At 41.8% G+C, this 24,402-nt stretch carries 18 protein-coding genes; 11 read left to right on the top strand and 7 right to left on the bottom strand.

The genetic code is table 11. From position 1 onward, the window contains the following. The first annotated feature begins 53 nt into the window (after positions 1–53). Entirely contained in the window at positions 54–914 is an 861-nt protein-coding gene (locus QZ576_RS07555; protein WP_297095679.1) for an RNA polymerase sigma factor RpoD/SigA, read from the top strand. 123 nt (positions 915–1,037) lie between these two features. On the opposite strand, the gene QZ576_RS07550 is transcribed toward QZ576_RS07555, so the two are convergent. Then, positions 1,038–1,706 carry a response regulator transcription factor gene (locus tag QZ576_RS07550; protein WP_297095677.1) on the bottom strand — a complete coding sequence of 223 codons (669 nt, stop codon included), beginning with the start codon at positions 1,704–1,706 and terminating at the stop codon, positions 1,038–1,040. Positions 1,707–1,985: 279 nt separating this feature from the next. Here QZ576_RS07550 and QZ576_RS07545 point away from each other — a divergent pair, with 279 nt between their 5' ends. From QZ576_RS07545 to QZ576_RS07535, 3 genes are all read left to right on the top strand, one after another. Beyond that, positions 1,986–3,170, top strand: a complete 1,185-nt coding sequence (locus tag QZ576_RS07545) for a hypothetical protein (RefSeq protein WP_297095674.1) — start codon at positions 1,986–1,988, stop codon at positions 3,168–3,170. A gap of 224 nt (positions 3,171–3,394) precedes the next feature. Then, positions 3,395–8,851 (top strand): S8 family serine peptidase, encoded by a 5,457-nt coding sequence (locus tag QZ576_RS07540; protein ID WP_297095671.1) that lies wholly within the window; start codon positions 3,395–3,397, stop codon positions 8,849–8,851. A 108-nt stretch (positions 8,852–8,959) separates the two neighbouring features. Next, positions 8,960–9,613, top strand: coding sequence for a DUF2202 domain-containing protein (locus QZ576_RS07535; protein ID WP_297095670.1), 654 nt, complete (start codon positions 8,960–8,962; stop codon positions 9,611–9,613). A gap of 32 nt (positions 9,614–9,645) precedes the next feature. Here QZ576_RS07535 and QZ576_RS07530 read toward each other — a convergent pair whose 3' ends face one another. Then, entirely contained in the window at positions 9,646–10,149 is a 504-nt protein-coding gene (locus tag QZ576_RS07530; protein WP_297095669.1) for a hypothetical protein, read from the bottom strand. A 119-nt stretch (positions 10,150–10,268) separates the two neighbouring features. Between QZ576_RS07530 and QZ576_RS07525 the strand changes: the two genes are divergently transcribed. Further along, on the top strand, positions 10,269–10,991 hold the full coding sequence (locus QZ576_RS07525; protein WP_297095668.1) for a peroxiredoxin: 723 nt from the start codon (positions 10,269–10,271) through the stop codon (positions 10,989–10,991). Between the two features lie 25 nt (positions 10,992–11,016). On the opposite strand, the gene QZ576_RS07520 is transcribed toward QZ576_RS07525, so the two are convergent. The 4 genes from QZ576_RS07520 to QZ576_RS07505 form a co-directional block, all read right to left on the bottom strand. Further along, positions 11,017–12,573 (bottom strand): glycosyltransferase family 39 protein, encoded by a 1,557-nt coding sequence (locus QZ576_RS07520; RefSeq protein WP_297095667.1) that lies wholly within the window; start codon positions 12,571–12,573, stop codon positions 11,017–11,019. A 250-nt stretch (positions 12,574–12,823) separates the two neighbouring features. Beyond that, the gene (locus QZ576_RS07515; protein WP_297095665.1) at positions 12,824–13,414 is read right to left on the bottom strand and encodes a hypothetical protein; all 591 of its coding nucleotides are present in this window, start codon (positions 13,412–13,414) and stop codon (positions 12,824–12,826) included. 179 nt (positions 13,415–13,593) lie between these two features. Beyond that, a complete protein-coding gene (locus tag QZ576_RS07510) occupies positions 13,594–15,420 on the bottom strand; it encodes a hypothetical protein (RefSeq protein ID WP_297095663.1) in 1,827 nt (608 codons plus the stop codon). Positions 15,421–15,437: 17 nt separating this feature from the next. Beyond that, complete coding sequence (locus tag QZ576_RS07505) at positions 15,438–16,457, bottom strand: alpha/beta hydrolase (RefSeq protein ID WP_297095661.1); 1,020 nt, start codon at positions 16,455–16,457, stop codon at positions 15,438–15,440. 283 nt (positions 16,458–16,740) lie between these two features. Between QZ576_RS07505 and QZ576_RS07500 the strand changes: the two genes are divergently transcribed. Further along, entirely contained in the window at positions 16,741–17,760 is a 1,020-nt protein-coding gene (locus QZ576_RS07500) for an alcohol dehydrogenase catalytic domain-containing protein (RefSeq protein WP_297095660.1), read from the top strand. Positions 17,761–17,773: 13 nt separating this feature from the next. After that, positions 17,774–19,102: an MFS transporter gene (locus QZ576_RS07495; protein ID WP_297095658.1), complete on the top strand. Its 1,329-nt coding sequence runs from the start codon at positions 17,774–17,776 to the stop codon at positions 19,100–19,102. Positions 19,103–19,173: 71 nt separating this feature from the next. On the opposite strand, the gene QZ576_RS07490 is transcribed toward QZ576_RS07495, so the two are convergent. Then, positions 19,174–20,283, bottom strand: coding sequence for an MBL fold metallo-hydrolase (locus QZ576_RS07490; protein ID WP_297095656.1), 1,110 nt, complete (start codon positions 20,281–20,283; stop codon positions 19,174–19,176). 229 nt (positions 20,284–20,512) lie between these two features. On the opposite strand from QZ576_RS07490, the gene QZ576_RS07485 reads away from it, so the two are divergent. From QZ576_RS07485 to QZ576_RS07470, 4 genes are all read left to right on the top strand, one after another. Beyond that, positions 20,513–22,744, top strand: a complete 2,232-nt coding sequence (locus QZ576_RS07485; protein ID WP_297095653.1) for a DUF5916 domain-containing protein — start codon at positions 20,513–20,515, stop codon at positions 22,742–22,744. A 4-nt stretch (positions 22,745–22,748) separates the two neighbouring features. Further along, entirely contained in the window at positions 22,749–23,192 is a 444-nt protein-coding gene (locus QZ576_RS07480; protein ID WP_297095651.1) for a DUF4405 domain-containing protein, read from the top strand. Further along, on the top strand, positions 23,189–23,686 hold the full coding sequence (locus QZ576_RS07475) for a hypothetical protein (protein ID WP_297095649.1): 498 nt from the start codon (positions 23,189–23,191) through the stop codon (positions 23,684–23,686). The genes QZ576_RS07480 and QZ576_RS07475 overlap by 4 nt, the downstream gene beginning before the upstream one ends. Before the next feature lie 111 nt (positions 23,687–23,797). Further along, complete coding sequence (locus tag QZ576_RS07470; RefSeq protein ID WP_297095647.1) at positions 23,798–24,304, top strand: hypothetical protein; 507 nt, start codon at positions 23,798–23,800, stop codon at positions 24,302–24,304. Positions 24,305–24,402 lie beyond the last annotated feature (98 nt).

The following is a 24,402-nucleotide window of genomic DNA, read 5'->3' as shown; positions in this document are numbered from 1 at the left end:
TTAATGGATTCGGTTTTTCCAGTGTATGATTCACTCTTTTTTAGAACAATTATATGAGACAGCTAAAGATTACAACAACTATAACTAATCGTGAAAGTGCTTCTTTAGACAAGTATTTACAGGAAGTTGGTAAGGAGCAAATGATTACGATTGAGGAAGAAGTTGAATTAGCACAACGAATTAAAAAAGGCGACCAAAGTGCTTTGGAAAAATTAACCCGGGCAAACTTACGTTTTGTTGTATCGGTGGCAAAGCAGTACCAAAATCAGGGATTGAGCTTGCCCGACCTGATAAACGAAGGAAACCTGGGGCTGATTAAAGCAGGTCAGAAGTTTGATGAAACACGCGGGTTTAAATTTATTTCCTATGCGGTGTGGTGGATTCGTCAATCAATTATTCAGGCAATTGCAGAACAATCGCGTATTATTCGTTTGCCATTGAACCAGATAGGTTCGTTGCATAAAATAAATAGGGCAATTGCGAAATTTGAGCAAAAACATGAACGAAAACCATCGCCGGAAGAATTAGCTGAAATTTTGCAGTTACCTGCCGACAAAGTTGCCAATACTCTCAGAGTATCAGGCAGACATGTTTCGGTTGACGCCCCATTTGTTTATGGCGAAGACAATAGTCTTTTGGATGTTTTGGTCAATAACGATTCACCAAACGCCGACCGTGCACTTATGGCGCAATCACTGAAAAAAGAGATAAACCGTTCATTAGCAACGTTGGTAGAGCGCGAGAACGACATTATCAGATTATTTTTTGGTTTGGGTTGTAGGGAAATGACACTGGAAGAAATCGGAGAACGATTTGGATTGACCCGCGAGCGGGTAAGGCAGATAAAAGAAAAGGCAATCAGACGACTGCAACAAACATCACGAAGTAAGCTATTGAAAACATATTTGGATTAAGTACAAGTTTAACTTAAAAGCGCCTATAAATAGACGCTTTTCGTTCACAAGAAATATAACTAACTGTCCTTTTCAGACATTATTAATTAACGTGAATTCGGGGTTTGATAGAAATACAAATTATCAGGAGGTGCTTATGGAAAACCGACAGTTCGGGCAAATTGGTTTATGCTTGTCGCTTATTAAATTGTGCTGACAGGCATAAATCATCATTTGCAAATGATTGATGCTTCCCAGTTTCTCACGAATATTCTTTAAATGCGTACGCACCGTCGACTCGCTGATATTTAGAGTATTTGCCACTGCATTGTAGGTATCTTCAGTAATCCACGTACCCAGAATCTGTTTCTCTCTGGTGGTTAACTGCGAATTTGTCTTCTCTCCATGTGGACAGCTAAAATATTTATCTACCGCTTTAGGACACAGATATTTTCCTGAACTTTTAATCTCCTGAATTGCTATGATAATTTTTTCGGCCGCACACGTTTTAACAATATACCCATTAATATAAGGCATAATCTTCGCCATAAGTTCGTGCGAAATCAATTCGGAAATTACCAGTATTTTTAATTGTGGAAACCTAATGTTTAAGCTCGACATGTAGTCGATATACTTTATCGACCACAACATAAATTCAAAGACGATCAAATCTGGCTTTAACTCTTCAATGGCGATGTAGAGATTATCCTCACTATTTACCATACCAACTACTAACAAGTGCTTTTGATCGGTGAGATAAGACTTGAGGCAGTCGGCAACCAATCGTTGATCGTAGGCTATTAATATTTTCATTGTTTTAACTGAAAGCATGGCAAATAGGAAAACAATTGATATACAATTTACAAAAAATTTATATAACCATCTGTTTAGTTCATATTAAATATTTGTCGACACCGCCTACATAAATGGCTAGCGCACAAACGAAAGTGTTGATTAAGGTCTGGCTGAAAAGGCCTCCAAAACCAACAATTTACGGATTGTCTTGCCTCTTTTAAATTTATAAATTGGGGTTACCAATATTAAGCTCCGATTAAAATCCAGGGATTATTTATTAACCAAAATTTCTTAACCATGAAAGCAATTATCCGTTATTCTCGCTATGCATTTTTATTGCTCCTAATGAGCAGCTTAACTATTCTTTTAAGTAACTGCCAAAAAGGCGATGTTTTCCCGAATGTAGATGATGACTCAGACCGCCCCGAGTGGGCTGGTGGAGAAACCGAAGACAACACCCACATTAAGGGAAATGATGACTCAGGAACTACCCGTGGTGGCGACTACGGCGATTTATATGTGCTACTTAGGGATGACAATGGTGTTCCGACTATGACCTGGGTAGATGTTGATGAAGATAGTGAACAAGACGACGATGAATACTTTGTTCAGCCGATCGATGCAATTACCGGAACAGTAATAAAGCTTGACCAATATGGAGAAGTCCCTGAATCCGCCAATCCAACTGAAGTAGATTTTGGGCGTTTAAACATTGTTCGTTCGCCACAATCGGTTTTAGACCAGGCCTTTGAAGAAGCCATGAAAGTAATTGACGCCGGCGATGATTTTACACTCGATTTCTGCGGTCGTTTATCCATCTGGAATTATGATGAAAATGAAGAACTGGTATTAACCAAAACAATCGACTCTCCTCGCGAAAATATGGCCATGTATCAGTATCTAATGAATTTTATGTTCGAAGAAACCGCAGAGAACAATTATAACAACCGATTGGCTTTGTTAGAAGCTTATCAAATTGATCCGTTGTTGCTTGCTGCAGGATGTTTTTCTGCAGGTTCAGACAAAACCGGCACTGTTGATATTGATGAAGTAGTTTACATCAATGGCTTCCTTGACTGTAGTGGACTGAATCCAATTTTAAACGAACATGACTATGATTTTGACCACGACAACAATTACTACTTCAATTTTACTGAACCAAGAGAAGGTGATGGACAATTTCAGTACAACCGTGGAATTTATAAAGATAGGTACATTCAGTTTCTGGTTTGGGACAATGTTTATTATCCTTTAGATGAAGATGGTGTTTCGGAAGGTCCGGTATTCTCAATCTACGACATTTTTGAAGGCATAGAACCTTATAAAGGAATCGGAGCTCAGCCGCAATTTAGTGATCGATGGGGAGGTACTGATGAAGTAAAAGTGAAGGGATTTGCTATAGCCGTTGATGATGCAGTACAAGTGCTGGATTATGTCCATGGCGATTCAAATATTATTTTCTTACCAAATTACGAACCATAAAATATAATCACCAGGCAATTGTGGGTTTATCAAAATTTTCCCGTGTAGTAATCTGAAGAGTGACCATCTGCCTATCCCTGGCAGATGGTTCTCTAAAATCCGGCAATATGTATACAAAACTTACCACGGCTTTTCTTTTAAATGGATGTATACTTTTGCTCCTATTTTTTGGAACACCCCACATTTTAACGGCACAGCAAAACCGCCCCCCAGAATCAAATCAATTGGAATTAAATCAGTTTGCCTGGCAAAAAAATGCCAAATGGACGGAGCAAAAGCGAATTGCCGATTCACTTGCTAACCGCCTACAAATACCCATATTTTACGTTGAAGCAAGCGGCCGCGTAGTTAGCCTTCAACGCCTGGGGGATAATAACCAACCTGTTTATTATGCCACCGACAATTTGAGTGTTGCGGCAACTCTTTCCGTCGATCAGGTGTGGTCGGCCAGCAACGATTACCCCGAACTTACAGGCGAAGGCATTGAAATAAACTTGTGGGATGGAGGAACGGTTTTGGCTACCCATCAGGAATTTCAAAGCCCCAATGGTTCGCGAATTACAATGCGCGATTTAAACTTGCCGGTATCCGACCACTCAACACATATTTCAGGTACAATGATCGCCATGGGGAAAAAATCCGAAGCCAAAGGAATGGCCGGAGAAGCCCTCATCAAAGGGTGGGATTTAGATAATGATATTGCCGAAATGGCCAGTGCTGCCGCCGATGGTATAATGATTTCCAATCATTCGTACGGGCCTTTATGTGGCTGGTACTATAATGCACAAAACGAAAACTGGTACTGGTACGGCGATCCCGAAATTTCGGCAACCGAAGATTACGAGTTTGGCTTTTACAGCGATGTAAGTGCCGATTTGGATTACATAGCAAAGCTGGCCCCCTACTACCTCATCGTAAAATCGGCCGGAAATGACAGAAACGATGGTCCCGAAACGGCGGTCTCTCATTATGTGTGGGACGAAAACTGGGTGTTGGTAAACGATGAACGCGATCCCGACGGCGGCGAAGATGGTTACGATTGTCTGTCGCCGGTGGCAGTCGCCAAAAATATATTGACTGTTGGAGCAGTTGACGATGCCCAAAACATGACCGTATTTAGTGGCTTCGGTCCAACTGATGATGGGCGAATAAAACCGGATCTGGTTTCAGATGGTGTTGATGTTTATTCGTCCATCTCTTCAACAATATCGAGCTACGATACTTACACCGGCACATCGATGTCGACAGCAGCTGCCACAGGTTCTATCGCACTTTTGCTTCAGCTTCAAAACCTGCTTCAGCCCGGAGTAAAATTGAGGTCCTCAACGCTAAAAAGTGTTTTAATGCATTCGGCCACCGACTTAGGCAATCCGGGTCCGGATTACAGTTTTGGCTGGGGGCTGATAAATATAAAAGCTGCCGCCGATCTGATTTACAACAACTCAAACAATCAGGGTAAAAATATATACGAGGAAGTATTGAGTGAAGGAGAAGTGCTAACAATTCCTGTAAAAACGGCTGACAATGCCCCATTTTTAAAAGCCACAGTTTGTTGGACAGATCCGGCCGGACAAGCTTCCTTTCCCGCCTTAAATCAACGAACCGCTAAACTGGTAAACGATCTTAATTTAACGGTAGAAAATACAGCTACCGGGCAATCTTTTCTTCCCTGGGTACTCGATGTTGAAAGTCCGGCAACTTCGGCTACTCATGGTTCAAATAATGTTGACAATGTGGAACAGGTGTATTTTACGAATCCCGGAGCCAATGATTTTGCCATTAAGATTTCACATTCCGGATCACTGTCCGGTGGGTCGCAAGCATTTAGTCTGGTGGTAACCGGAATCGAAACACAATCGGAAATTTATCCTCCTCAAAACTTAACTTACTCGATAGGAGAATCCGCCATTTTGCTCAGCTGGGATCCTCCGGTTTCGGGAGTTCCTGACAAATACAAAATCTACCGGAATGGCACATTTCTTTCCGAAAGTAATACGTCTGCTTATTCCGATGCAACAATCATTTTCGATAATGAATACTCGTATTACGTAACAGCTGTTTACACCATCAACAACGAAGAAACCGAAAGTATTGGCACGAATAAAGTTGTCGTTTATCCTCGAACTGCGCGTTCGTTGCCTTATATTGTTGATTTCGAAGTTGGTGCTGATGATGTGCAGATTAAGGACAATATTTCGGGATTTCAATGGGGAGATAGCGAATCATTGAATTGTTACTACCTCGACTTTATAGCCAATAGCACCAAATTTATAGCTACTGATTCTTACTCTGCCGGAGAAGCTGTGCACGTTTCCGATATTGCTGCCACTCCCCCGTTATTGCTTGCCAATTATTCAAACGTTACACTTTCATTCGATTATTTATTAAAAACAGAAATTTACGATGCCATTGATGAAATGCATGTGGTTTACAAAAACCAGGAAGAAACGGAATGGCATGAATTTATTAACCTGGAAAAGGCCGTTGCCTGGACAAATAAAACAGTAGAACTGCCACCGGAAATTTGTAAAAACGGTACGCAACTGGGCTTTTATTACGACGATTTTTACCAATGGGGAATGGGCGCCGGACTGGATAATATTTCTGTTACGGGCGAAGAAGAACCGCGTGTTACAGACCTTACCATAACCGCGATGAATTACCCGGTTTCATCCTGTGCTTTGTCTGACGATGAAAAGGTAGGTATTTCCTTCAAAAACCTTGGGCCATATCCGGCTTTATCCGGCGACAGTATCACAATTCAAATGACTTGCACCTCGAACGAAAGTGTTGAAGAAACTGTGGTGCTTTCAACATCCCTTTTACAAAACGAGGAACTGAGTTATGAAATGAACAGTCATCCGGATTTAAGCAATGAACAGAGCTACACATTTGAATTTCTGCTGACTTCAGCGCTCGACAGCAACAGCGTCAATAATTCATTCGAAAAAACCATCGACATATACGGAAATCCTCAACCAACAATCGTTACGGCCGACCTTTCATTCTGTGAAGACGAGTCACCGGTTCTCATCGAAGCTCTTCCAGAAGAAGGCGTGCTTTCCGGTGATGGTGTTACTGATCTTTATTTCTCTCCCGCCCTTGCCGGGCCGGGAACGCACACCTTAAGCTACACCGTAATCGACGACAATAACTGCATTGGAGAAATAACGTTTCAGGTAGTTGTTGATTCCATGCCACAGCCGGAAATCCTTAATTCAGACCTATCTTTTTGCGAAGATCAACAGCCCGTTTTAATCGCGGCAGTTCCAGAAGGCGGAGTACTTTCCGGAAATGGCGTTTCAGGTTTGTATTTTGATCCGTCGGTTGCCGGCCCCGGCACACACACTTTAACTTACACAGTTACTGAAAGCGAATGCACTGGTGAAACCGAATTTCAGGTAATTGTAGACTCTGTATTTCATCCAGAAATTTTGAATAACAACCTTTCATTCTGCGAAGACCAGCAACCTATTTTGATCCAAGTAATTCCCGAAGGCGGAGTTCTTTCAGGTGCAGGCGTTTCTGATCTATACTTTGATCCGTCAGTTGCAGGACCGGGAACGCATACTTTAACTTACACGGTTACAGAAAACGAATGCACTGGCGAAATAGAATTTCAAGTAATTGTAGATTCCGTGATCCATCCTGAGATTTTGAATAGCAATCTCTCCTTCTGTGAGGATCAGCAACCCGTTTTAATTGAAACAATTCCTGAAGGCGGAGTACTTTCCGGACCAGGTGTTTCTGATCTATATTTTGATCCGTCGGTTGCAGGACCGGGAACGCACACTTTAACTTACTCCGTATCGGGAAACGAATGCACTGTCGACATCGAATTTCAGGTTATTGTGGATTCGGTGATCCATCCTGAAATTTTAAATGACAACCTTTCGTTTTGCGAAGATCAACAACCCGTTTTAATAGAAGCAGTTCCCGAAGGCGGAGTACTTTCCGGAACCGGCGTTTCTTATCTATATTTTGATCCGTCAATTGCAGGACCGGGCACACACACTTTAACTTACTCGGTAACCGAAAACGAATGCACTGGTGAAATAGAATTTCAGGTAATTGTAGATTCGGTAATCCATCCTCAAATTTTAAATGACAACCTTTCGTTTTGCGAAGACCAACACCCCGTTTTAATAGAAGCAGTTCCAGAAGACGGACTACTTTCCGGTGCAGGTGTTTCAGGTATGTATTTTTATCCGTCGGTTGCAGGACCGGGAACACACACACTAACTTACACCGTAACTGAAAACGACTGCATCGGTGAAACCGAATTTCAGGTAATTGTGGATTCGGTGATCCATCCTGAAATTATGAATGACAACCTTTCGTTCTGCGAAGACCAGCAACCTATTTTGATCGAAGCAATTCCCGAAGGCGGAATACTTTCCGGTGCTGGTGTTTCAGGTCTGTTCTTTGATCCAGTAATCGCAGGCGCCGGTATACATACGCTGACTTACGCAATAACCGAATACGAATGCCCAGGAGAAATTGAATTTCAGGTGATTGTAGATTCTGTGATCCATCCTGAAATTTTGAATGACAACCTTTCGTTTTGCGAAGACCAGCAACCTATTTTGATCGAAGTAATTCCCGAAGGCGGAGTTCTTTTCGGTGCCGGCGTTTCTGATCTATATTTTGATCCGTCGACTGCCGGACCGGGCACACACACACTAACTTACTCCGTAACTGAAAACGAATGTTCTGGTGAAATCGAATTTCAGGTGATTGTAGATTCGATGATCCATGCTGAGATTTTGAATGACAACCTTTCGTTTTGCGAAGACCAGCAGCCCGTTTTAATTGAAGCAGTTCCCGAGGGCGGAGTACTTTCCGGAACAGGCGTCTCAGGACTTTACTTTGATCCTTCAGTTGCAGGACCGGGCACACACACTTTAACTTACACCGTAACTGAAAACGACTGCACTGGTGAAATCGAATTTCAGGTAATTGTGGATTCGGTGATCCATCCTGAAATACTGAATTACAACCTTTCGCTTTGCGAAGACCAGCAGCCCGTTTTAATAGAAGCAGTTCCAGAAAGCGGAGTTCTTTCCGGAGCCGGCGTTACTGATCTATATTTTGATCCGTCGGTTGCAGGAGCCGGAACACACACTTTAACTTACACGGTTACAGAAAACGAATGTATTGGTGAAACAGAATTTCTGGTTGTCGTGTACGAAAAATTAGAAGTCGATCTTGGTCCTGATCAGGTTTTGGGAATTGAAGATTCGATATCACTTCAAATTCCCAACCTGAACTGTTCGGTTCTTTGGTGCGATGGAACAACCGAAGCCAATCTCACCATTGTTGCCAGCGAACTTGGTTTGGGCATCCATCCGATTTGGGTAAAAGTTTCAAATGAAACCTCTTGTTATTCTTCGGATACGATGCTGATTACGGTTGAAAACGTGAATGCGGTTTCGGAGTACGAAGATGTCGACGAAATTCTGGTTTATCCCAATCCCATAAACAAAGGTTTTACGGTGCAATTAATTCAAAACGAATTTATTGACGAGATTTTGGTATTTGGGGCTACCGGCAAAATGCTACTAAATGAGCAAGCAGCAACGGCTTCTTATTTCGACGTATCATTTCTCTCAACCGGGGTGTATTTCATAAAAATTAAAACAAACCTACGAACGGCACAAATATGCCTTCTAAAATTGTAATGGACTAAGAACTGGATAAAAATATCAACAAATGAAAATGATTATCCGGCAGCCGGAATCGATAAAGGCTGCAGTTGATTAAATCGGTAATAACTAAAAATACATGTCATGAAAACACAACATTTGTTATTTAAAATTGCCATCCTGGCTATCGTACTAATGCTTTCGGCATGCACTGATAGTCAAAAGGATGAAGACCTTTCGATTTCCGACAAAACGGAAGAAGAGTCGTTAAAAACCGGTGCGCTGTTAGAGATTTTGGCTTTAACAGAAATTGATAGTACTGGATTAATTTTTATGCGGGAAGAAGAAAAACTGGCACGCGATGCTTACCTCGTTTTGTACGCGAAGTATGAGCACCAGGTTTTCAATAATATCTCGCAAAGCGAGCAGGTGCATACCGACGCTATTTTGAGGTTACTAAATTACTACGATCTTCGTGATCCGTTTATCGATATCATTGGGGAGTTTGAAGATCCAGCGCTGGCTAGCCTTTTTGATGATTTGATGATATTGGGAGATAACAACCTGGATTCAGCGCTGGTCGTTGGAGCGCTTATTGAAGAAACGGATATTGAAGACATTGCTATTTTAATGGAGGCAAGCGATGTTCCGAACATTGTACAGGTTTACGAAAACCTGATTAGCGGATCGGAGAATCACCTCAGGGCTTTTGTTAGCGATCTGAACAAAAGAGGTATTGATTATCAACCACGGATATTGCCGGTCGATCAATTTAACGACATCATAAATAATCAATAACGTAGTTCTGTCCGAATGAAAATCCCCTTTCTTTAAAAGGTAATTCGGAGCGTTATTCCGCTTGGGTAGTTTTGTGGATGTGAGCAATAGAATCCACCCGGAATTAACTCCAGCTGAAAGGAATCGGAGAACTGAACACTTCTAATTCTGTCGAGACGCGATATTCCCGTCATATACATCGTAAATCCGATTATGGTGGCGGCTACTCCCCCAGCCATCAATGTGGCAGCTGTTGCGCACAATACACTTGAACCTGCCGACGAACAATCGTCGTTTAAAACTGCTCCGCCCAAAACTCCTACTAATCCTGCCGCAGCGCCCGCTAAAGATAAAGTTTCACCCATTCGCTCCAGGTTCATCGCTTTGTGATAATACAGGTTAAGCTCCTCATTCGAAAGTTGTCGAAGATTTTTTACAGAGTAAGTTCGCTGTGCATTGCCGGCAACAACCAGCAACAGAAAAAATAATCCGGTGACGAAAAACTTTTTTATAGCCGTTAATTTTTGGTTTACTAAACAAGTTACAAAATAACACACTGATAGTCAACAATTATAGAAAATAACACCCCGTTAACAAACCTTCATTTCATAAATATGTTATTGACTAGTAACACAATCAATGTGTAAACTTTTTAAAACAATTTATTGCTGAAATTATGAAACAACTTGCATTAACTTTTCTGATTGTACTTATTTCGATAACTGGCTGGTCAAAAGGAACAAGCATCCCACTTATTGGAGATAAAGCACCTTCGTTTACCGAAAAATCAACAAATGGAACTCTGAACTTTCCGGAGGATTTTGGCACCAACTGGAAAATATTATTTAGCCATCCGCTTGATTTTACAGCCGTTTGTACCTCTGAATTGTGTGGTTTGGCGCGTAACCAGGAAAAGCTGGATGCACTGGGAGTGAAAGTGGCCGTTGTTTCAATCGATGAACTTGACAGGCACCTCTTGTGGAAAGAATTTATGGAAAGGGTGCTTAGTGACGAAAACAATGCCACAAAAATTGAGTACCCAATTGTGGCTGATCTTTCGGGCGAAGTTTCGAAAAAGTACGGCATGTTACATCATTCGATAAATGATAAAAGAGATGTTAGAGGTGTATTTATTATCGATCCGGACAATATTATTCAGGCCATATCTTTTTACCCGATGAATGTGGGACGAAATATGGATGAAATACTGCGAACCGTTGAAGCCTTGCAGCTAACCCAAAAAGAGAATGTGCTTACACCAATGAACTGGCAACCCGGCGACGATGTTCTTGTTCCTCACAAACCATACACATCTGACGAATTGGAGCAAAATCCGGAACTAAAAGACCAGTATTACCACAAAGGCGAATACATGTGGTTTAAAAAGATGAAGAAATAATGAATAAGTTGTTTCGAAATTCAGTTTAACGCTCGTGATAAACTCCGGTTGAACGTCCGCTAAACAAGTCATGCTGGACACCAATAAGCTCCAGGTTAGGAATTTTTTCCATGTAGCTCAGATCGCGATCTCGACTCAGTACCAACACATTATCATGATGGGCCAAATAATCTTCCAGTTGCTTTTCTTGTTGAAAAACCGGAATTCGTTTTTTAGCATAAAAGGCAAATGCATGGTCGAAATCTTTGTAGGCAACTACTTCTTTATGAGCACTTACCATGGCCTCGTATTTTTGAACCGGCGACTGATCATCCATCACCTGAAACGGTTTCCAAAAGATAATAAAGGTTGTTACCATAAAAGCGGCGGCAATAGCGCACAGCCCGTATTGTGTTGATCTTTTTCGTAATACGAGGGCAATAATTCCACCTACAGGCAGTAAAAACAGGAACCATGCAATCCACCCGACATTTTGCAGGGGCGACGTATTTCTTGCAAAAAAGAATACAGCCACGGGCAACACAATGGTTAAAAGCACTATGATATAAATTTCGATGCGCAATTTTCGAAACGATACCTTATCTGCAGTTAGGCGGGCAATAGTACTACCTATCAACAAACTCAAAAAGGGATAAGCCGGCGATGTATAATTGATCAACTTCGTTTGCGAAACAGCGTAAAAACCGATTACAACTAATGTGGATAAAGCGGCCAAAACCATCAACGGATTACTTTTTCGCTGGCGCCAGGTTTCTTTGAAAGCACGAATGGCAAACACCGAAAACGGCAGCAATCCGGCCAATACGAATACTACTGGCATTACGAACGATCCATGATGCCCTTTTAATCCCGCATCAAAACGATTTAAATTGTGCTCAAAAAAGAATACTCGTGTCCATTCCCCACCTGTTTTTAAATGCACGGCGTAATACCATGGTAAAGCTACAGCTGCAACCAGCAAAACTCCCCACCAGGGTTTTAGCTCCACCAGTCGTTTCCGGGTAAGTGTTTTTGTAACCAGCATAAAAAGCAGGAAGGTCAATCCCGGCAATAACAGGCCAACCGGACCTTTGGCAAAAATCCCCAATCCCAGGAAAATATACATCAAAGCAAACCACTTCCAGCGACGTGAATGCCATCCTTCGTAAAAGAAGTAAATAGAAAGTGTGTGACAAAGAATGAGGTAAGGATCGGGTGTGGCCAAACGGAATTGTATAATAAAGTGCATTGATGCCAGCATGGTTAGCGAAGCCCACCAGGCAGCTTTTTCGCTCCAATGGCGGCGTGCCATCCAAAAAGTAGCCAGCACCACCAGTAATCCGCACAAAGCCGAAAAAAAACGGGCACCTCCTTCATTTATACCAAAGAGTTTGTAGCCGGCCATCATTCCGTAGTATTCCAGCGCAGGTTTATCGGTGCGTAGTTCGCCATTAAAAGTTGGCACCACCCACTCTTTGTTTTCCATCATCTCGCGTGCACATTCGGCATTTCGTGCTTCTGCCACCTGAAAAACACTTGTTCCTCCCAAAAACGAGAAAAACAACAATCCGCTAAACAAGAGAATCAATAAAAAATACTTCATCACAAAATTTTAAAACATATGTTTATGGTTTCCAGACATAAAACAACCGAACATTTTTTTTGTTTCGTAACTCCACCTTCCAATGTTCTACAACCTTCAGAGCACCAGAGCATTTTACTTTCCAACCGAACAAACATAGTTACTAATTCTGAAGAAAATCTGAAGTGTGCGTGAATCTATTACTTTTGGAATTATTCTTCGCGATAAGTTAAAATGAACAACTTCACATACCTCTGCGAATAAAGTATTCTCAGTAACGAAACGAGATATTTAAGCCAAGAACCATGTTATTTGTAGAAGTTGGAACTGATGCAAATACCGGTTGAAAGTCAATAAGATATTCTCTGTCATGAATTGTTACTCTGTTCCTTCTCTTTCCAATGAGAGCTCCTATTCCAACTCCAACCAGAGTTCCAATAATGATGTACGGAACCTGCTCTTCCATAACTTCATTCTCCTCTTCGTCATTTAAAATCAAAGCAATAGCCGATACTGCAAGATTCGTTTCAGGATTCGCGAGACCTCCAACAACTCCTCCAGCTAAAAATCCGGCTAATCCGCCCAATATTGCCCCGTTCTCAGCGCTTGTTCTCTCGGAGGCGTATGTTGAGGATGTCAAACCGGAATAGGAGTTTACCGCATTAATATGGTTAGATTTGAGATAGGTGACACTTGAATTTCCATAAGCATAAAGACTTAATTGGTGCTGAACCTTTTGAGTGTTATTGATTGGTGCAAAAAGATAGTTTGAAGAGAAACTTAATGACTGCGATTGGGCACAAGCGTTCCACTGGGTAAAACTCAGAAATGAAAGAAACAGAGATACGATGATGAACCTCATTTCATGTAGTTTAATAAACTCGCTGCATTAAAACATTCAGATGATTATGCCTGGCGAGTTTAAATCAATTTTTGGTTTCCTATTCAATTTACGAAAATTGATGGAGATTTCCACCAAAACTGAACCAATAAATTCTCTTCAAACTACTGAAAATCAACATCTATAATTTACAACCATGATTATTTCACCGCAACACCATCGTAATACCGAACGCCATCTTTTAACGACCAGTGTTTCAAAAAATCCCACAAGCGCGGCATTTCTGCCGGAATAGAATTATGCGCTCGATACATGGTGCGGCCCACTTTAAAAAGCGGAATATCCTGATCGTTCTTCCAGGTCCAGGTGTAAAAACGACCGTCTTTTTCCATGTTTGAACCGTCGCCCACTGAACCTAGCTTATTGGCTTTTAGATAATATTCTGCCCAAGCGTCCAACATATTCTCAGTATCGTCCCAAAGTGTTCCGGTCATCATTTCAATGTCGCCCTCACCAATGATACAATAGTTTGGAATGGTTTTATAGGATGCATCTTCAACCGAAGTTCGGCCAAAACCGGGTTCGTTACTAACCGAACTTAAACCCGATGTTGAAGCAATGGCAGCAAAATATTCCGGATTGGTGATTCCGAATCCCTGAACTGCAAAACTTCCGGCCGATTGCCCGGTGGCATAAAACCGGGTAGCATCAACGGGATAATATTTTTTCATGTAATCCGCCAGTTGCTCGTAAAACAATCCGGTATTTGCATGACTTACAGAAACAGAATTATTGCTGTATGTTTCGCAAATTATCACCAGAATACATCCTTCCTGATCGGCAACTTTCCACCAAAGCGTATTGTGAAAAAAGACTTTGTCAGTCTGACTGTTTCCCGGAAAAACAAAAACTACAGGCGCTCCCTCCGGCCACATTTTTGCTGCTGACTCAGGCACGTAGACCTGAAATTCGCGCAATTCATCTTTTACCAGCATATTCCGAATTTCGCCATAAGGTTTTCGAAGCGCCAAATGTCTACCATAAGCGGTGGTATTGTCGTAAGCAACGAATTCAGATAGAAATTCATGCATCATCTTATTGAGATTCGGATCGAGAACATCAACCTTACTTTCCAGAGTTGCCACTTTTGAAACCGGACCAGAATATGCCGTTGCCCATGCTTTTGAATTTTCTGCCTGAGGATAAACTTTGGCACCCCACAATTCGTCGTCGTTCGAAGAAGAGATTGAATATACATCATTCACATCGCACCAGTATTCCATACAGGTTTCCACCTTGCTTAAATCAGAATTGACAAACAATGTTGGAATCGGAATCTCGTTATGCGCGATAAGAAGATCTTCCGGAATTTCAATCGCCTTATAACCCGACGAATTTCCATCCATAAACTTGCTGGCTTGTGTCTCATAAAAATCATCTCGTTGACTTTCGGTATTGATAAAAACCTGGCTGATTACTTTCAATGGATTTTCTGCAGACCAGGCTTCCAGTGCCGAACCTCCCCCATCAAAGCCCAGCAAATAGTTAATTCCGAACGTTGAAAAATAGGTGTTACCCGAATAAAATGTCATTACCGAATCAATATACTGTTTCTCAGAATTTACATCTCCCCAGCCATCGTTACCAGCTTCCAGCAGAACCAAACATTCTTCATTCTTTTCAACCAGATCGAGCCAGCCACTTGCCACCAAAAACTCGGTGGTATTTACCTTTTCAGGAACTGCAATTACAGTGAAAAACGGGCGAACGGGAGCCACCGACGAAATATAAAACTTAGCAGTGCGGCTTTGTCCGTTTATATCAAACGATTTTTCAAGATAACCTGTTAAAGGCAATTTATTGGCTCGCTGAAAATCATAGTCCGGTGGAGCAATTTTATCCAGCGATTTCGGTGTAAATACCCTTATCACATCTTCTCCCGGACCTCCAAATCCGGGTTGTGCATCAGTAGGGAAACACAAAATTGCGAATGCAAATAAGGCGATCAGTTTAGTAAGGTTTTTCATCTATGCTAAAAAGTTAATTAGTTATTAATTTGATTAAAAACGTCATCCACAAAATCCATAACCATTTGCAGCGCCTCAATGCTGGCGCCTTTTGTACTCTCGGCACTTTCGCCAATAAAACTGTGTGCCACGCCGGGAATGATGTGGACACTCGATTTCAGGTTATTGGAAGTCAGCAGCTCATTAAAATCAATCGACTGCTGGTAAGGAATTACAGGATCTTCCGATCCGTGAATAAGCAGGAAAGCACCATCGGTTTCGTCGACATAGTTTACCGGACTGGCCAACTTTGTGGTACCGGCAAAATATCCGCCGGGACCGCCCCCCTCACCCATTCCGGTGAGATCGAAAATTCCGTACCAGCAAACCGTTGCCTGAACTTTGTCGGACTCTGCTGCCAGTTCTTCGGGTAAATTAACAGGCTCCAGTTCTTCTACTCCGGCAGAAGTTCCGGCCAGTGCAGCCAAATGACCACCTGCTGAAGCGCCCCAAACCATAAATTTATCCTTATCGATTCCATACTCGCCGGCATTTGCACGTAACCAACGAATGGCTGTTTTTACATCCTGAATAGCTGCCGGAAATTTCTCTTCCCCGCCCAAACGATAATTGATGGATGTAACCACATATCCTCGCGAAGCCAACATCGCCAATGTAGCCGGCCAGTTATCAAAAGCGCCGGAATTGCGCGAATGTCCGTTCTGCCAGCCACCACCATGAATATACATGATCAACGGATGCGTAGTGGTTGTATCTGCAGGAAGGTACATATCAAGTCGCTGCGGGCGGTAACCCGAAATCTGTTGATAAACCAGATCCTGGTACCCGATAACTCCGCCGGGGAAACTAATTTTTGTTTTCGGATAACGGTTTACCATCACAACGCCGGCTGCAACCGGAACATCGTCGATTGTCCAGGCCGGAGCTGTTTTGGTTGCTAAAGAATCTTCTTGATTACTTTCGTTGCTTACCTGTGTGCAGGAAAAAAACAGCATAAAAGCTGTAAGGATCAATACAAATTGATTCGCGCGTTTCATATGTAAAAGTTTAGTTATTTGTCTTATTTCTGGTTTATAATCGCTTTTTATTCAAAAAGCCATGAGTGTGGCAAATAAAAACCAGTTGATTTTTCAAGTTTAAAGTTAAGCTTGTATTCCAATTTGTTAGTTTTTACCGCACTTAACTTTCAAAGTAAAATAAAAATCTTGCTATCACGAATTATTTTATAGTTTTATGGTCCAAAATTTTTCATATTACGACTAAACTCAACTAAACCAGTATAAATTTTGAGCACTTGTTTTAATCGAAAGTAAATTGTTTATGCTACAGACCTATCTTACAGAACCGAACAATATTCAGTTGTCCGAATCTCCCGTGCCCGAGCCAAAAAATGGCGAAGTTTTAATCCGTTTAACCATGGTTGGAATCTGTGGTTCCGATATTCACATGTTTAAAAATGGACACCGGCTCGACAGTCCGCTGACGATCGGTCACGAAGGAATTGGCGTTATCGAGAAAGTTGGCGAAGGAGTTTCATCATCGAGAGTTGGAGAGCGCGTGGTAATCGAGCCCAATGTTCCGTGTTTGCATTGCCCGGAATGCTGGAGTGGCAAAGGAAACGTGTGCCGGAACAAAAGAATAATTGGAGTAAATGAAACAGGTTGTTTTGCGGAATACATCTGTCTTCCGGATAATATAATTCATAAGCTACCCGATTCAATTTCGGAACTTAATGCTGTTGCAATTGAACCTACAACAGTTGGGTTGGCAGCTTTAAACCGATCGAAAGCCAAACCGGGCGACACCATTGCCGTTATTGGTCTTGGGGCAATTGGTATGTTGCTTACCCACATAGCATTGTCGCTGGGCTATAAAGTTTTGGTTGCCGAATTGGTTGAAGACAAGATCAAAAAAGCGGTTGAAATGGGTGCTCACTATGTAAAAGGAGGAAATTCGCTAAAGGAAACTGCCGAAATTTATGAAACTGTTTTTCATGATGAAGAAGTGGCTGCCGTTTTTGAATGTGCCGGCTCTGAACAATCTGCTGCACTGGCTATCCAATCGGTTCCTCGCGGTGTTGACGTTATTTTACTGGGGCTTTCGGAAGAAGGTTCAGCCTTTAATCCACGCTTAATCTCCAGAAAAGGAAACCACATCATTCCATCGCTGATTTACGATCATCCGTTTGACTTTAAACGTTGTATCCGTTTGATTGAAAACAAGGTTATCGATCCCGGCTTCATTGTTTCAAAATATTACCCGCTTACCAATTTGCATGAAGCACTAAGCGAAGCAGTAAAAGGACATGAAAGTAAGATAGTAGTTACGATCTCCGAATAAAGAAACCAACAAAATGAGCAAGACTAACGAATCAAACCAATTCTCACACGAAAATATAACGCAAATCATCGCACATAAAGCAATGGCGCCTTTCCAGGTGCTGGTAGTTATTATGTGTTTCATTTTAAACATGAACGACGGAATTGATGTGATGGTGGTGTCGTACACCGGATCGGAAATTCTGGCTGAATGGGGATTAACCAAAGCGATGCAAGGTTACATTTACAGTGCCGGTTTGGCTGGAATGACATTGGGTTGCCTTTTTGTTGCGCCCATCGCCGACCGCATTGGACGACGCAAGTTATTTATATATGCCGTTGCCGTTGAGGCTGTTGCCATGATTTTATCGTCGTTGGTAACCGACTACTACCAACTGTTGGTTTTACGCTTATTTGCCGGATTGGGAATCGGTGGTTTGCTACCCACAATGGCGGCTATTGCAGCAGAATTCTCAAACAACTACCGAAGAGATTTGTCGGTTGGATTTGTGCAGGCCGGATATCCTATCGGGGCTATTTTCATGGGCTTTTTTACCGCCTGGGCAGTTCCCGAATTCGGGTGGCGTTTTTCATACCTCGCAGCGGGATTGATTTCTGCAGCCATGTTGGTTATGGTTATATTATTCATGCCCGAATCTATTGAATACCTGCTGATCAGACAACCTAAAAATGCACTGCAAAAAGTAAATAAAATACTCAGAAGAATCGGCTACGATGAGATTGATCGGCTTCCGCAGATCACTGTTTCAGAACCGGCCAGTGTAAAAACTTTATTCAACAAAGAATATAAATTTTCGACCATTCGTTTGTGGATAGGAATCTTTTTTGGGTTTATGACCTTGTATACACTTATCAGCTGGGTGCCAAGTATTGCCACCGATGCGGGAATGCCATTTAAAATGGCGACTTACGTAGGAACAGCATTAAATGTTGGTGCATTTATTGGAAGTACCGGAATTGGCTGGCTGGCGGCAAAATTCAAATTACGCAAACTCATTTTCACCTTTTTCATTATTGCGTTTGCAATTATGGTAGCCTATGGTAATTTACCGCTCAGCAATGCCTTAATGTTTATTATTACTTTCCTGATCGGGATTTTCGTGCAAGGTGGGTTTAATGGTTTTTGGCCGGCTACAACCCGCGTTTACGCTCCTGAAGTGCGAACAACAGGAATTGGCTGGGCAACGGGTGCCGGACGTTTTGGTGCTATCGTAGGACCTGCAATTTTTGGTATCCTTTCCGATATGCAACTATCCATCTCTACTCTGTTCATTATCTTTTCAATTCCGCTGGTAGTTGCAGGATTAGCGGTATATAATATTCCTTCTAAGAATTTGAGATAGACTAACTAATTCGCATATATAAAAAAAGCATCCAACTTATTGCTGGATGCTTTTTTATCTTTCCTTCCGAATCAATTCAATTCCGTCCACCACTTACTGAATGTTTGTGTGCTGTCTTTCAGAAATATTGGCTCCCCTATTTTTGGCGTAAGAACCGAAATGCCTGAATCAGCATGGTTTTCAGTTATTTTATTCAATGGTTCATCCCACGGATGATTGGCCAGTGCAAACTTTGAGTTATGAACCGGGAATATTTTTTTGGTTTTCAATTCTCCGGCAATTTTAAAAACCTGCTCGGGCATGGTATGGATTAAGTTCCAGTTTTTATCGTACTGCCCTTGTTCCAGGATAGCCAAATCGAATGGTCCTAATTTGGCTCCGATTTCGGCAAAGTGCGTGTCATATCCTCCATCGCCACCTAAAAATAAATTATACGCGGGTGTTTTTAAAACAAACGACACCCACAAGGTCTGGTTTCCTTTTAATCCCCGGCCCGAGAAATGTCGTGCGGGAGTGGCTGTCATCTTCCACCCATCGGCTAATTCAACTCCTTCAAACCAGTCGAGTTCGCTAATCATCGACGGATCAAATCCCCAGAATTCAAAATGCTGACCAATGCCTAATCCACAGATAATACGCGCTATTTTTGGCTTTAAATTCATTACCGTATTGTAATCCAGGTGATCCCAGTGATCGTGCGTGATTACCAGGTAATCAATGGCCGGCAAATCTTCAGCATGGTAAACATCGGTCCCTTCAAAAATTTTGTTGATAAACGGAAACGGCGAACCATAATCGCTAAATACCGGATCGATTAAAAATGTCTTCCTGTTCACTTTAATAAAGTACGAGGAGTGCCCAAACCAAAGCACAAAATCTTCCTCCGGATTAATTGATTTTATGTCGGTTTTTATCGTTGGAATTTCATCTTCCGGCGTTAACCTTATTTTCTTTCTGGTCATAAAATCGAACATCACCTGCATTCTGCTTTTATCAGCAGTAATTGTTGGTGTTTCGCTGAAGTTTTTAAATTCCCCATCACGGTAATTTGGCGACTTTTTTATGCGTTCTAAGCGCTCGCCGCGTGGTGTTTGTCCAAATTTTTTCTGTCGAACTGTAATCATGGTTGTTAAAGTAATTAATAAAACGATTGCTCCCAGTATTCCTAGTGTTTTCTTCATAATCAAATAAAAGCTTAAAAGCCCAAATTATAGTATAACAAAGATGGCGATGATTTTATTCAATAACCTATCCGAATTACGGATATAATTACCCAAATTACTTATTATTTCGAACATATGATTCTTTGCCTCGTTTTTCCATAACTATCTCAACAAGTGTAGATTAATCCAAATCATTTTTTTCAAGTCAAAAAGCCAAACGTAGAAAATCAATTCAACCAATAACCTTATGAAAAATCTGATTCGTTTTATGATTTTGTTGAACCTCTTCGTTATTGTATCTATTCACGCTCTTCAGGCGCAAGACGAAGTGGGCATTAAACCGCTGACAGGCGAAATTGAATTTGACGGACTGGTAAATGAACCGGCCTGGAAACTAAGTCAGCAATTTCCGCTAACCATGCATTTTCCTGTTTTTAACAATGCACCAACGGAACAAAGCCAGGTCTACCTCACTTTCGACAACGATTATTTGTGGGTGGGTGCAATTTTGTATTACAACGATGTTGACAACATTGTATCAACCAGTAAAAAACGAGACGAGGAATCGGAAAACTCGGATGCGTTCGGGATTCTGCTCGACTCATACGACGACAATGAAAATGCGTTGGCCTTTTTCACCATGCCATCGGGACTGAAAATTGACTATTCGGTTTCGAATGATGGCGAAGGTGGCGGCCCCGGTCCCGGAATGAGCTCGAAAAATTACACCTGGAACTCTTACTGGGATGTAAAAACCACGACCACAAACGAAGCCTGGCATGTTGAGATGCGCATCCCGTTTTCAAGCTTACGTTTTCAGAGTAAAAACGGCATCACCAAAATGGGTTTGATCGTTAACCGTAGTATCAGTCACCTGAACGAGATTAACACCTTCCCGCCTATCGACACAAAATACGGCCGCGGCGCCAACACCCGACCATCGCTGGCGAAAACCATTGTTTTTGAAGATATTAATCCTCGTAATCCGGTTTATATATCGCCATATGTATTGGCAGGAACCACACGGATGAACGAACTGAATGAAAACGAAACGGATTACGAAAAAACGGATGATCCGGAACTTACCGGCGGTTTAGATGTAAAATATAACCTCAACAACAACCTAACGCTTGACTTTACAGTGAATACCGATTTTGCCCAGGTGGAAGCAGACGATGAACAAGTTAATCTTACACGTTACTCGCTGTTTTTCCCCGAGAAAAGGCTTTTCTTCCAGGAACGTTCGGGTATTTTCAGTTACGAACTGGGTGGCCCGCAAAACCTGTTTTACAGTCGTAATATTGGTATTGCACAAGGCGAGCCGGTAACTATTTACGGTGGAGTGCGAATGGTGGGAAGAGTTGGAAAATGGGACGTTGGTTTTCTGGATATGAATACGGCCGATTTTGAGGAAACACCATCGGAAAACTTTGGTGTTGCCCGATTGAGAAGACAGGTAATTAACGAAAATTCATACGTTGGAGGAATGATGACAACCCGTCTCGGGTTCGATGGCAGTTACAATATCGCTTACGGTTTTGATGGTATTTTTAAGTACACCGATGTAGATTACATTACCGTAAAACTGGCACAATCGCAGGATAAATCCATGGATACAAAAGTGTTTTCTATGGATCCAACTTTTTTCTCGTTAGAGCTTAACCGTCGTTCAGAAGCCGGATTCCTATACGAAGCGAAATATGCTTACTGGGGTGAAAATTTCGATCCCAAATCGGGTTTTGTTTTTATCAACAATGTTCACGAAGTCCGCGCCAGCACAGGCTATGGCTGGATAGCTGATGAAAAATCCCCGATTTTCAAATATTCTTTCGAAGGAGATTTCAGCATAAAAAGCCGAATGGAAGACGGGAAAGTTGAAAACATGGAATTGGCACCGCAATTTAAAATGGACCTGAAAAACGGAATTGGGATGTTTATAAGTCCTGGCTATAATAAGGAAGGAGTTCCTTTTGATTTTGAATTGCCGGGCGGTATAATTGTTGAACAGGGAGATTATTCGTATTGGGCATTTCGCTCGCATTTTAACACGCCACGAACTAAAAAGATTGTTGCAAATTTCGGTATCGACGGTGGCGGATTTTACGATGGTAACCAGTTTGCAATCGATCTGGAAACCGACTTCAATATTTCATCCAGTTTTCAACTATCAGCATTCTACAAATTCGACAAGGTGCGTTTTGATGAAACTAACCAGGAATTCACCAATAACCTGGCGCGTTTAAAAGCCACTTACATGCTGAATACCAAATTATCGATGAGCGCGTACATGCAATACAACGAGCTGGAAAACATTGTACTATCGAACTTCCGGCTTCGCTACAATCCGCGCGACGGAAACGATCTTTACCTGGTGCTGAACGATACACGTTTTGCCGATAAAAAAGACTTAACGCCCACTCCTCCGGGATTTCTTTCGCAAACGATTTTATTGAAATATACACACACTTTTAGACTATAAAACTATGAACCGATTTAAATTGATTTTAAACATTTTATTACTGATAGTAATGCTGCTGTTAATGGATCCCCGGTCGTTTTACGGACTGGAATTCCATGAATGGGCAGGACTGATAATTGGATTGTTTTTTATTCTGCACAAAGCACTAAACTGGAGCTGGATAAAAAAAGTAACGGTTTGCTTTTTTAAGAGCTCGCCGGGCCGTGCACGATTGAATTATATTCTTGACGTATTACTGCTTGCCGGAATGGTTTTGATGATACTGAGCGGAATTGCCATTGCCCGAACCATCGACTTTTCGTGGATGAACCTCGGAGGCTCCGGCATGTTTTGGCGCGTGATGCATACCAGCTCATCGTTCATAACACTGGCGCTTTTTGGCATTCACCTGGGGCTGCACTGGAAATGGGTACAACTACGTTTTAAATTCAAAAAAGTAGCATCATGAACAGAAAGATCATCAACGGAATAATTTCGCTGGCAATTGTTATTGCGGCATTGTACGGCTTATCACGACTGCGTTTTATCGAACGTAGTATCTGGATATTTAAAACAAACGATATGCAAAACGCCCGTCGTGGTGGTTTTGAGAGAGGTGGTCGCGGAGGACGAGATTTCAGAGCACGGCCACAGGATTTTGGCGGCAGAGAGCGCCAGAGTTTTGAGAACCTGCCCGACAGTGTGCGGCAACGGCTAATTGCCGAAAGAGGTGCCCGTGTTGAAAACGATAGTTTACGCCAAAGCCGTGCACAAACCGTTACTCGCGAAAGAGGCGATTTCAGAGGCCGGGGTCAGGGACGCGATTTTAGAAGAGGACAAAGCGTTCGGCTGGTTAATGTCGGCTGGTTTTTTATCGTTTTTGCCGGTTTCACAGTGGTTACCATTTACACGGACATGCTCACAAAATGGGTAAAATCAAGAAAAAATAATAAGTCAGATTAAACCATTGGTGCTGCGTTTAGTTTAAGTATCATATTCTCAAAATTCAGAACCAACCAACTTTAAAACCAGGAAATAATTAATTATTAATGATTAAAAAAAAGAGTTACGCTTATGAGCAAGATTAGCAAAACGTTTAGAGTTTATCATCGGTATCTTGGATTTTTCCTTGCCGGAATTATGACAATTTATGCCCTAAGCGGCACAATTATGATTTTCCGCACAACGGATTTTCTGAAACAAGATAAAATTACAGAGAGAGAGATTGGAGCAAACGTTCCGGCAGAGGAGTTGGGTGGTAAACTTTTTATACGAAATCTGCAGGTTTTGGAAGAAGATGCCAACACGATAACATTTGCGCAAGGGTCGTACGACAAAACAACGGGTGTTGCAACTTACACGGTAAAAGAGCTTCCTTTTGTTTTGCAGAAGCTGGAAAGACTGCATAAAGCAACTACCAATTCGCCCTTGTACTTTCTGAATATTTTCTTTGGTATTTCATTGCTGTTCTTCTCGGTTTCGGCATTTTTCATGTATACCAAAACCAATAAAGTATTACGAAAAGGAGTGATTGTGGCCATTGCCGGGTTGGTATTTGCTGTAATTATTGTGCTGATTTAAAGACATTTTCCGAACCCATTATACAAAAAAATTCCTGGCAAAGTTTGTCGGGAATTTTTGTATCTGGTTCATCAAATAACATCCCACCTTTCAAGGAT

Source organism: uncultured Draconibacterium sp. (assembly GCF_913060805.1).
In the GTDB taxonomy this organism is placed as follows: domain Bacteria; phylum Bacteroidota; class Bacteroidia; order Bacteroidales; family Prolixibacteraceae; genus Draconibacterium.
Note: the sequence above shows the minus strand (reverse complement) of the source record. Positions and strands in the feature narration are given on the sequence as shown.